At 72.3% G+C, this 12,403-nt stretch carries 2 protein-coding genes; one reads left to right on the top strand and one right to left on the bottom strand.

The features are described 5' to 3' along the window. Positions 1-20 precede the first annotated feature (20 nt). Complete coding sequence (locus ACWD4O_RS34860; RefSeq protein ID WP_451286140.1) at positions 21-10,853, top strand: type I polyketide synthase; 10,833 nt, start codon at positions 21-23, stop codon at positions 10,851-10,853. Between the two features lie 254 nt (positions 10,854-11,107). Here the strand turns inward: ACWD4O_RS34860 and ACWD4O_RS34865 are convergent, their stop codons facing one another. Beyond that, on the bottom strand, positions 11,108-12,322 hold the full coding sequence (locus tag ACWD4O_RS34865; protein WP_358801286.1) for a cytochrome P450: 1,215 nt from the start codon (positions 12,320-12,322) through the stop codon (positions 11,108-11,110). Positions 12,323-12,403 lie beyond the last annotated feature (81 nt).

Raw genomic sequence — 12,403 nt, forward strand, 5'->3', positions numbered from 1 at the left:
CTCCAGAGTGGGGTTTCACGATGACCGAGGACAAACTCCGTACCTATCTGCGCAGGGTCACGGCCGAACTGCAGCAGACCCGTCAGCAGCTCAAGGACAGCCAGGACCGGGCGCGCGAACCACTCGCCATCGTGGGCATGGCCTGCCGGCTGCCCGGCGGGGTCGACTCGCCGGAGCAGCTGTGGCAGATGGTGGTGGACGGCGCCGACGGAGTCAGCGGCTTCCCCGACGACCGGGGCTGGGACCTCTCCTCGCTCTTCGACAGCGACCCCGACCGGCCGGGCACGACGTACACCCGAGAGGGCGCGTTCCTGGACGGGGCGGGCGACTTCGACGCCGGCTTCTTCGGGATCTCACCCCGTGAGGCCCTGACCATGGACCCCCAGCAGCGGCTGCTGCTGGAGACCTCGTGGGAGGCGCTGGAACGGGCCGGGATCGACCCGCACTCGCTACAGGGCAGCCGGACCGGCGTCTTCGTCGGCGGCACGGCCATCGAGCACACCGTCAAGCTGATGAACTCGCCGACCGACCAGGGATACGCCATCACCGGCGGCTCGGCGAGCATCATGTCCGGCCGCGTCTCCTACGTCCTGGGCCTGGAGGGCCCCGCCGTCACGATCGACACCGCCTGCTCCTCCTCCCTCGTCGCGCTGCACTCCGCCGCACAGTCACTCCGGCAGGGCGACTGCTCACTGGCGCTGGCCGGCGGCGTCGCCGTGATGGCCACCTCGTCCGCCTTCGTGACCTTCGCCCGGCAGCGCGGCCTGGCGGCGGACGGCCGCTGCAAGGCCTTCTCCGACGACGCCGACGGCATCGGCTGGGGCGAGGGCGTCGCCGTCGTCCTCCTGGAACGCCTCGCCGACGCGCGCCGCAACGACCACCCGGTCCTCGCGGTGATCCGCGGCTCGGCGGTGAACCAGGACGGTGCGTCGAACGGTCTGAGCGCGCCGAACGGTCCGGCGCAGCAGCGGGTGATCCGGCAGGCGGTCGCCAACGCGGGGCTGAGCCTCGCGGACGTCGACATGGTCGAGGCGCACGGCACGGGCACGACCCTCGGCGACCCGATCGAGGCGCAGGCCCTGCTCAACACCTACGGCCAGGACCGGCACGACGGCCGACCGCTGTGGCTCGGCTCGCTGAAGTCGAACATCGCGCACACCCAGGCCGTCTCCGGCGTCGCCGGTGTCATCAAGAGCGTGCTGGCGCTGCAGCACGGCGTGCTGCCCAAGACGCTGCACGTGGGCAAGCCGAGCAGCCAGGTGGAGTGGTCGGCGGGCGCGGTGGAACTCCTGACGGAGGCGCGGGACTGGCCGGACACCGGACGCCCCCGGCGAGCGGGCGTGTCCTCGTTCGGCATCAGCGGCACCAACGCCCACGTGATCCTCGAACAGGCCCCGGAACCGGAGCCAGAGCCAGAGCCAGAGCCGGAGCCGCAGCCGCAGCCGGCTGGGGCGCGGCCGGACGCCGGAACAGAGCCCCCCTTCACCACCAGGCCCGTCCCGCTGCCCTGGCTGATCTCCGGCAACACCGAGGTCGCCCTGCGCGAACAGGCCGCACGGCTGCGGGCCCACCTCGACGCCCACCCCGGACTCGCGGCCGCCGACGTGGGCCACTCCCTGCTGACGAGCCGCTCCACGCTCGCCCACCGCGCGGTGCTGTTCACCGAGAAGGGCGAGGACCGGCCCGCAGCACTGACCGCCCTGGCCGACGGACTCGACGTGCCCGGCCTCGTCCGCGGTACCGGTGAGGCCGGCACGGGTGCTGTCTTCGTGTTTCCGGGTCAGGGGTCGCAGTGGGTGGGGATGGGGCGTGAGCTGTGGGATGCGTCTCCGGTGTTCGGGGCGCGGATGGAGGAGTGCGGGCGGGCGTTGAGTCCGTTTGTGGGGTGGTCGTTGCGGGATGTGGTGTTCCGGGACGGGGACGATCCGTTGTGGTCTCGGGTGGATGTCGTGCAGCCGGTGTTGTGGGCGGTGATGGTGTCGTTGGCTGCGGTGTGGCGGTCGTTCGGTGTGGAGCCGGCGGCGGTGGTGGGTCATTCGCAGGGCGAGGTGGCTGCGGCGTGCGTGGCGGGCGGACTGTCGCTCGAAGACGGTGCCCGGGTGGTGGCGGTGCGGTCGCGTCTGGTGCTGGAGAAGTTGTCCGGCAGGGGCGGGATGGTGTCGGTGGCGCTTCCGGTGGTGGAGGCGGAGGAGCGGCTGGCGCGGTTCGAGGGCCGGGTCGGGGTGGCGGCGGTGAACGGGCCGTCGTCGGTGGTGGTGTCGGGTGAGCCGGAGGCGTTGGACGAGCTGCTGGCCGGGTGTGAGTCGGACGGGGTGCGGGCGCGTCGTATCGCCGTCGACTACGCCTCGCACTCCGCGCAGGTCGACGCCCTCAACGACGACCTCCTCGCCGAACTGGCGGACATCCGGCCGCAGTCGTCGTCCGTGGCCTTCTATTCGACGGTGTCGGGTGAGCGGTTGGACACCGCCGGTCTGGACGCTGGGTACTGGGTGCGGAATCTGCGTGAGCGGGTGCTGTTCGAGCCGGTGATCCGGATGCTCGCCGAACAGGAGCACCAGGTCTTCGTCGAGTCCAGCCCGCACCCGGTCCTGGCGATGGCGATCCAGGAGACGCTGGAGAACGCGTCCGGCGCTGGAGCTGCCGTGGGTTCGTTGCGGCGTGACGACGGCGGTGTGACGCGTCTTCTGACGTCGCTGGCGGAGGCCTATGTCGCGGGTGCTGCGGTGGACTGGTCGCTGTTGTACGCGGGCAGTGGTGCGCGGCGGGTGGATCTGCCGACGTACGCCTTCCAGCACCAGCACTACTGGATCGAGGACACGATGGTGCCCCCCGGCGCGGAGGGTGCCGTCGATCCGGTGGACGCGGCGTTCTGGGGTGCGGTGGAGCGGGTGGACGCCGAGGGTGTCGCGGCGCTTGTGGACGGTTCGGCGCCGGGTGTGTGGGAGCCGGTGGTGCCGGCGTTGTCGGCTTGGCGTCGGGGGCGTCAGGAGCGGTCGGTGCTGGACTCGTGGCGTTATCGGACGGTGTGGCGTTCGGTGACGGTCCCTTCGGCCGGGCGGTTGTCGGGGACGTGGCTGGTGGTGAGCCCTGGTGGTGGCGCGCCCGTCGACGAGGTCCGGGGGGCGCTGGAGGCGGCCGGTGCGGAGGTGTTCGTGCGGGAGGGTCTCGACGGTGCGGCGCTCGCCGACGTGTCGGGTGTGGTGTCGCTGCTGGCCTGGGACGAAGAGGCCGCTCTGGAGTCGACGCTGCGTCTGGTGCAGGCGCATGGGGAGAGCGCGGTGCCGCTGTGGGTGCTGACGCGGGGTGCTGCCGCCGTGAGCGCGGACGATCCGGTGTCCGCGGTGCAGTCGCAGGTGTGGGCGCTGGGTCAGGTGGTCGGGCTGGAGCAGCCGGGCGGCTGGGGCGGTCTGGTGGACGTTCCCGAGGTGTGGGACGGGCGGGTGGCGTCCTCGCTGGTCAACGTATTGGCGGCCGGTGAGGGCGAGGACCAGGTCGCCGTGCGCTCGTCGGGTGTGTACGGGCGTCGGCTGGTCCGTGCCCCGCTCGGCGCGAACCCGACGCCGCAGCGTCAGTGGAAGCCGTCGGGCACAGCGCTGATCACCGGTGGCACCGGCGGCGTCGGCGGGCATCTGGCGCGCTGGCTGGCCAAGGAGGGCGTCGAGCGTCTGCTGCTGGTCAGCCGCAGTGGTGAGCAGGCCGAGGGCGCGGTCGAACTGGCCGAGGAACTCCGGGGACTGGGCGCGGAAGTCACCGTCGCCGCCTGTGACGTGACCGACCGGTCGGCGCTCGCGGGGCTCCTCGCCGAGCACCCCGTCACCGCCGTCTTCCACACCGCGGGTGTGTCCGGTTACGCGGAACTCGGCGCGGCCACCCCCGAGCACTACGACAAGGTGCTGTCGGCCAAGACCCTCGGCGCCCGTCACCTGGACGATCTCACCGCCGAACTCGGCCTGGAACTCGACGCGTTCGTCCTCTTCTCCTCCGGCGCCGCGGTATGGGGCAGCGCCGGAACCAGCGCCTACGCGGCGGCGAACGCGTACCTGGACGGTCTCGCCCGGGAGCGCCGGGCGCGTGGGCTGGTGGCGACGTCGGTGTCATGGGGTGGCTGGAAGGACACCGGCATGGCGACCGACGGGACCGCGGAACAGCTGGAGCGCCGCGGGGTCCGGCAGATGGATCCGGCGCTGGCCGTCGAGGCGCTCCGGCAGGCGCTGGAGCACGACGAGACCGCGCTGACCGTGACCGACATGGACTGGGCCCGTTTCGCCCCCGGGTACACGATGGCCCGACGCCGCCCGCTGATCGAGGACATCCCCGAAGTCGCCCGTGTGCTCGACGAGGACGGCACCGACCCCGCGGACGACGAGACGGTCGGCGACTCCGTCCTGCGGCAGTCCCTGGCCGCACTCACCGCGCCCGAGCAGCACGACCGGCTCCTCGAACTGGTCCGCACGGAAGCGGCGACCGTACTCACCCACTCGACGACGGACGACATCACGGCCGGCAAGCCGTTCCGCGACCTGGGATTCGACTCCCTGACCGCGATGGAGCTGCGCAACCGGCTCAACGCCGTCACCGGCCTGCGCCTGCCCGCCACCATCGTCTTCGACTACCCCACCGCGCACCGGCTCGCCGGACACCTGCACGAGAAGCTCTTCGACAGCGGCGCCGAAGTGGCGCTGCCGGAGCTCCGGGCCACGGACGACGACCCGATCGTGATCGTGGGCATGGCCTGCCGCTTCCCCGGCGGGGTACGCGGCCCCGAGGACCTGTGGCGGCTGCTCGTCGAGGGTCGCGACGAGATGACGGGCTTCCCCGCCGACCGTGGCTGGCACGGACTGGCGATGAACGCCTTCATCGAGGAGTCCGGCGGAGCCCGGCAGGGCGCCTTCCTGGCGGAGGCGGGCGAGTTCGACGCGGCGTTCTTCGGGATCTCGCCGCGTGAGGCGCTGGCGATGGATCCGCAGCAGCGGCTGCTTCTCGAGACCTCGTGGGAGGCGCTGGAACGCGCCGGCTACGACCCCGTCGCCCTGCGCGGCAGCCGCACCGGCGTCTTCGTCGGCGGCACACCGCAGGAATACACCACGGTGCTCATGAACTCGGCCGAGGCGGGCGGCGGCTACGCGCTCACCGGCGCCTCGGGCAGCGTCATGTCGGGCCGGGTCGCCTACGCGCTGGGCCTGGAGGGTCCGGCGCTGACGGTGGACACGGCGTGCTCGTCCTCGCTGGTCACACTGCATCTGGCGGCGCAGGCGCTGCGGAGCGGCGAGTGCGACCTGGCCCTCGTCGGCGGTGTGACGGTCATGGCCACACCCGGGGCCTTCGTGGAGTTCTCGCGGCAGGGCGGCCTGGCCGGAGACGGCCGCTGCAAGGCGTTCGCCGCCGGCGCGGACGGCACCGGCTGGGGCGAGGGCGTCGGGATCCTGACCGTCGCGCGGCTCTCGGACGCGGTGCGCGACGGACGTCAGGTACTGGCCGTCCTGCGCGGGTCGGCGGTGAACTCCGACGGTGCCTCGAACGGCCTGACCGCGCCGAACGGCCCGTCGCAGCAACGCGTCATCCGACAGGCGCTGGCCTCGGCCGGCCTGTCGGCGTCCGACATCGACATGGTCGAGGCGCACGGCACGGGGACCGCCCTGGGCGACCCGATCGAGGCGCAGGCGCTGCTGGCGACCTACGGCCAGGACCGCCCCGCCGACCGCCCGCTGTGGCTCGGCTCGGTGAAGTCCAACATCGGACACACGCAGTACGCCGCGGGTGTGGCGGGTGTGATCAAGTCGGTGCTGGCGATGCGGCACGGGGTGCTGCCGCAGACGCTGCATGTGGACGAGCCGACGTCCGAGGTGGACTGGTCGGCGGGTGCGGTGGAGCTGCTGACGGAGGCGCGGGAGTGGCCGCAGGGGGACCGTCCGCGTCGGGCGGGCGTGTCCTCGTTCGGGATCAGCGGGACCAACGCGCACGTGATCCTGGAGCAGGCGCCGGAGGTCGTGCAGGAGCAGGAGCAGGAGTCGGCACCGGGTGAGGGTTCCGGGCTGGTGCCCTGGCCCCTGTCCGCGCGATCGGCGGAGGCGCTGCGGGAGCAGGCGGAGCGGCTGGCCGGGCATCTGCGCACGCACGACCTGCGTCCGGTGGACGTGGGCTTCTCGTTGGCCACCTCGCGTGCGGGGCTGGAGCACCGGGCGGTCCTCGTCGGGCGTGAACAGGCCGACTTCCTGGGCCAGTTGGAGGTGCTGTCCGGGGGCGGGGTGGTCGGTGAGGGTGGGACGGCGTTCCTGTTCTCGGGTCAGGGTTCTCAACGTCTCGGTATGGGCCGGGAGTTGTACGAGGCGTTTCCGGTGTTCGCGGCTGCTTTCGATGAGGTGTGCGGGCGGCTGGATGTGTTGTTGGAGCGTCCGGTGAGGGAGGTCGTCTTCTCGGACGGGGAGGCGTTGGACCGGACGGTGTTCACGCAGGCGGGTCTGTTTGCGCTGGAGGTGGCGCTGTTCGAGCTGGTGGGTTCGTGGGGTGTGCGGGCGGACGTCCTGCTCGGGCATTCGATCGGCGAGCTGACGGCCGCGTATGTGGCGGGTGTGTGGTCGTTGGCGGATGCGTGCCGGATCGTGGCGGCCCGGGGCCGGTTGATGCAGGCGCTGCCTGCCGGGGGCGCGATGGTCGCCGTCCAGGCGGCGGAGGACGAGCTGCCGGAGTTGCCGGTGGGTGTGTCGGTGGCGGCGGTGAACGGTCCGCGTTCGCTGGTGCTGTCCGGTGACGAGGAGCCGGTGCTGGCCCTCGCGCAGACGCTCTCCGGCCAGGGGCGGCGGACGAAGCGGCTGGCGGTGAGCCATGCGTTCCATTCGGCGCGGATGGAGCCGATGCTGGCGGAGTTCGCCGAGGTGTTGGCCTCGGTGGAGTTCCGTGCGCCGCGTGTTCCGGTGGTGTCGAACCTGTCCGGGCGGATCGCGGGCGAGGAACTGACCACCCCCGAGTACTGGGTGCGGCACGTCCGGGAGTCGGTGCGTTTCGCGGATGGTGTGGTGGCGGTGCTGGGGCGGGGTGTGGACAAGTTCCTGGAGTTGGGTCCGGGCGGTGCGTTGACCGCGATGGCCGAGGAGAGCCTCGATCACACTGGGGCCGACGCCGTCTGCGTCCCCGTCCTGCATCCCGAACGTTCCGAGGCCGACTGCGCCGTCCGCGCCCTCGGCCGGATGTACGCGGCCGGCGCCTCGGCCGACTGGCCCGCGCTGTTCGCCGGTACCGGCGCACGCCGGGTCCAGCTGCCGACGTACGCCTTCCAGCACAAGCGTTACTGGCTGGACTCGCTCGCGACCGGCAGCGGCGACCCCGCGAGCCTCGGGCTCACGGCCACCGGACACCCGCTGCTCGGGGCCGGGGTGCGGCTGCCCGATGCGGACGGCTTCCTGTTCACCGGCAGGCTCTCCCTCGCTGCACAGCCCTGGATCGCCCATCACGCGATGCTGGGGACCGCGCTGCTGCCCGGTACCGCGTTCGTGGAACTGGCTCTGCGCGTCGGCGGTGAGGCGGGGTGCGAGGTGATCGAGGAACTCACCCTGGAGGCCCCGCTGGTGCTGGGCGAGCAGGGCGGTCGAGCGGTCCAGGTGATGGTCGGCGGGCTCGACGAGACCGGCCGGCGGAGCATCGGCCTGTACTCGCGGCCCGACGACGCGGGCGACGACGAACCGTGGCTGCGGCACGCGACCGGCGTACTGGCCGAGCACGGGGGAGCGGAACCCGCCACGGAACCGGTCCAGGTGTGGCCGCCCGCCGGCGCCACGGAGATCGCGATCGACGACTTCTACCGGGACACGGCCGAGGCCGGATTCGCCTACGGGCCGGTCTTCCAGGGGCTGCGGGCCCTGTGGAGCAAGGACGGCGAGCTGTTCGCGGAGGTCCGGCTCCCGGACGAGGCGGGCGACACGGACAGCGGCTTCGGTGTGCACCCGGCCCTGCTGGACGCGGCCCTTCAGCCCCTCGCGCTGGGCATCCTCGGCGGTACCGCCGACCGAGAGCCCATCAAGGGCGGCATGCCCTTCGCCTGGACGGGAGTCCGGCTGCACGCCACCCATGCCGCGGTCGCCCGGGTCCATCTGGCCCCCACGGGACGCAACGAGGTGTCCGTCACCGTGACCGACGACGCCGGGCTGGCGGTCGCCACGATCGACTCACTGGCCATGCGCGACCCGGCGCTGGAGCAGTTCACCGCCTCCGCTCCGCAGCAGGACGTGCTGTTCGACGTGACATGGGCCCCGGTGTCCCTCGGATCCCACGCCGTCTCCGGGGAGTGGGCGATGCTCGGCTTCGACCCGCTGGAGATCCGCCCGCGCCTCGTCGAGGCCGGCCTCACCGGGACGCCGTACCTGGACCCGCAGTCCCTGACCGACACCGTGGCATCGGGCAGGCCCGCCCCGCCGGTGGTGGCGATGTCCTGCTTCGGCGGTGACCAGGGCGGCGTCGTCACGGCCACCCATGAGCTCGTCCGGCGGGTCCACGAGGTGCTCCGGCACTGGCTCGCCGACACCCGTCTCATGGGCTCGCAGCTGGTCCTGCTGACCCGAGACGCGGTCCCGGCCGCCGGACGGGACCGGATCGAGGACCTGGCGGCCTCGGCCGTCTGGGGCCTGGTGCGGACAGCGCAGTCCGAGCACCCGGGCCGGATCGTCCTCGTCGACCTCGACGACGACCCCGCGTCGTACCGGGCGCTCCCCCAGGCACTGGGCACCGGCGAACCACAACTCGCCCTGCGTGCGGGCGCCGCGAGCGCACCCAGGCTGGCCCGGCACACCCGCGCGCCGGAGATCTCCCCGGGCTTCGGCCCCGACGGCACCGTGCTGGTCACCGGCGGCACCGGAGCGCTCGGCGCGGTGGCAGCCCGTCATCTCGTCGCCGCACACGGCGTCCGGCACCTGGTCCTGGCCAGCCGCAGCGGGGAGAACGCCCCGGGAGCGGCCGGGCTGCTGGCCGAGCTGACCGAACTCGGCGCCGACACCACGATCGTGGCCTGCGACGTCTCCGACCGCGACGCCCTGGCCACGCTGCTGGGCGACATCCCGGCCGAGCAGCCGCTGACCGGCGTCGTGCACACCGCGGGTGTGCTGGCGGACGGCACGGTCGAATCGCTCACCCCGGACCGGTTCGACACGGTCCTGCGGGCCAAGGCCGACGCGGCGTGGCATCTGCACGAGCTGACCGCGGACACCTCGGTGCGGGAGTTCGTGCTCTTCTCCTCCGCCGCCGGCCTGCTCGGCAGCCAGGGGCAGGGCAACTACGCGGCCGCCAACGCCTTCCTGGACGCCCTCGCCGCACACCGGCGGGCAGCGGGACTGGCCGCCACCGCCCTGGCCTGGGGCTGGTGGGAGCAGCCCGGCGGGATGGGAGCGGACCTGGGCCGGGCCGAACGCGCCCGGATGGCCCGTGGCGGGCTCACCCCCTTCACCGCCGAGACCGGCATGGACGCCTTCGACCAGGCCCTCGCCGCCGGCACCGAGGCCCTGCTCGTCCCGATGCGGATGAACACCACGGCCGCTCGGGCCTCCGCCGAACAGCAGGTGCCTCCGCTGCTGCGCGGGCTGGTGCGTGCCCCGCAGCGGCGGGCCGTCCGCTCGGACGCGAGGGCCGCTTCGCAACTGCACGAGCGGCTGGCGGGAGCGACCGGGGACGAGCGGCTGGCCGTGCTGACCGAGCTGATCCGCGGCGAGGTCGCCCAGGTGCTCGGGCACAGCGGGGCCGAGGCCATTCAGGACGGCAGCGCCTTCGTCGAGCTGGGCTTCGACTCGCTCACCTCCGTCGAGCTGCGCAACCGGCTCGGCGAGCGCACCGGACTGCGGTTGGCGTCCACGGTCGTCTTCGACCACCCCACACCGATCGGGCTCGCGGCCGAGCTCAACGACCAGTTGGGCGCCGTCGGCACTGCCACCGGCGCGCCGACCGCGTCGACCGCACCGCGGGCCGAGGACCCCGACGGCGCCGACAGCACGGGCGGTGCCCAGGGCGCCGCCGCCGTCGCCGGGGACCTCGCCGTGATCAATGGGGTGGAGGCGCTCTACCGGCGCTCGATCGAACTGGGCCGGCTCGACCTCGGCCACAGCGTGCTGCGGAACTCGGTCGACCTGAGGGCGAACTTCTCCGAGCCGGACGAGATCCGCAACGGACCGACCCTCGTCCGGCTCGGTGAGGGAACACCGCACCCGAAGATCATCGGGTTCCCGTCGCAGTCGGTGTGGGCGAGCAATCAGGAACTGGTCAGCATGGCCGCGCCGTTGCGCGGCGTGCGCGACGTGTGGTCCCTGATGCTGCCGGGCTTCGTCACCGGTCAGCCGGTCGCCGTCGACGTGGACGCCGCCGCGGAGTACGCCGTACGACTCATCGAGGAGCTGGTGGGCGACGAGCCGTTCGTGCTCGCGGGACGCTCTTCGGGCGGCCGGATCGCCCATGAGGTGACGGCCAGGCTGGAGAGCCGGGGCCGGGCCCCGCAGGGTCTGGTGCTGATCGACAGCTACCTGGCCGGCTACGACGCCACCTCCTACATCGTGCCGGTCATGGAGTCGAAGGCCCTGGAGCTGGAGAAGGACTTCGGCCAGATGACGGGGACCCGGCTCACCGCGATGGCCGCGTACTTCGGAATGTTCGAGCACTGGCAGCCGAAGGAGATCGCGACCCCGACCCTGCTGGTGCGCGCCTCGGAGTGCTACGGCATCGAACCGGGCGAGGAGCAGCCCCCGGCCGAGCAGTGGCAGTCGGCCTGGCCGCTGCCCCACGACGCGATCGACGTGCCGGGCAACCACTACACGATGCTGGAGGGCAACGGAGACGTCACGGCGGCCGCCGTCCACGAGTGGCTGTCGGAGCGTGACGCGTAGGACCGCCTCGCGTCGAAGGGCCGCGCTCTCCCTGTGGGAGCGCGGCCCTTCGCGTGCGCCCGGCGACGCGGTGCGCGGCATACAGCAAACGACGCACGGCACACGACGCACAGCACGCGACGCACAGCACGCGACGCCCGGCACACGATGGCCGGCACACGACGGCGTCGGCGCGGGCGGAGGGCGAACGGCCGACGGGCCCAGCAGGTGTCGACCTGCTGGGCCCGTCGGCCGTGCCGTGCGCTGAGCGACTGTCACCAGGTGATGGGCAGGCTCTCCAGTCCGCGGATGATCGAAGCCGGCTTGAGCCGGAGTTCCGACTCGGGCACCGCGAGCCGTACCTCCGGCATCCGCTCCAGGATGGCCCGGAACGCCTCCTGGAGCTCGATACGGGCGAGCTGCGCGCCGAGGCAGTAGTGGATGCCCCCGCCGAAGGCCAGGTGGGGGTTCTGCTCGCGCCCGAGGTTCAGCCGCTCCCCGTCCTCGAACACCTCGGGGTCCCGGTTGGCGGTGGCGACCGCGGGCAGGACCACCACGCCGGCGGGCAGCACCTTGCCGTTGCTCAGCTCCACCTCCGCGGTGGTGAGCCGGGGGATGATGCCGCCGGTCGTGGTGAGCGGGACGAAGCGCAGCAGCTCGTCGATCGCCTTCGGGATCGCCTCGGGGTTGGCCCGCAGCTTGTCGAACTCCTCGGGATTGTGCAGCAGGGTCACCAGGAACATGCTGATCTGGTTGGCGGTCGTCTCATGGCCCGCGCTGAGGATGCCGATGCTCAGCGCGATGATCTCGCGCTCGGTGAGCGTGGTGTCCTCCTCGCTGACCGCGATCAGCTCGCTGATCAGGTCGTCGGCGGGCTTCTCCCGCTTGACCGCGATCAGGTCGCCGAAGTACTTCACCAGCGCGACCGTCGCCGCTTCCTTCTCCGCGACCTGCATCCAGTCGCCGAGCAGCGCGTTCGACCAGGCGTGGAACGTGTCCTGGTCGGTGGCGGGCACACCGAGGAGCTCGCAGATCACCCGGACCGGCAGCGGGACGGAGAAGCTCTTCACCAGGTCCACCGGACGCGGCAGCGTCTGCAGTTCGTCGACGAGCTCGGTCACCAGCTCGACGACCCGGGGCCGCAGCTGCTCGACCCGCCGCGCGGTGAAGGCCTTGCTGACAAGCTTGCGCAGCCGGGTGTGCTCCGGCGCGTCCATGCCGACCAGCGACTCGTTCATCAGCTTGCCGGACTCGGTCTCCGACATGGCGGCGGCCGCGGCGGCCATGACCTTGCTGCTGAACCGGGAGTCCACGAGCACTTTGCGGACATCGGCGTGCTTGGTCACCATCCAGCCGGTGATGCCGTCCGGGAACTTCACCTCCACCACGGACTCGCCGTCCCGGATGGCGGCGAGCTCCGGCGGCATCTCACAGACCGACGGCGGGTCGGGGAACGGGAACGCTATGGGTTCGGAAGGCGCTTCGGCCATGGATTGCTCTCCAGATTCGTGAGAATGAACGACGAAACGACGAGTGATGGGGTGGGCAGGCCGGCCTTCCTCGCAGGCTAT

Source organism: Streptomyces sp. NPDC002623, assembly GCF_053592635.1.

Coding starts and splice junctions, on each gene's coding strand:
- ACWD4O_RS34860 (WP_451286140.1), top strand. CDS start 21: ATGACCGAGGACAAACTCCGTACCTATCTGCGCAGGGTCACGGCCGAA.
- ACWD4O_RS34865 (WP_358801286.1), bottom strand. CDS start 12,322: ATGGCCGAAGCGCCTTCCGAACCCATAGCGTTCCCGTTCCCCGACCCG.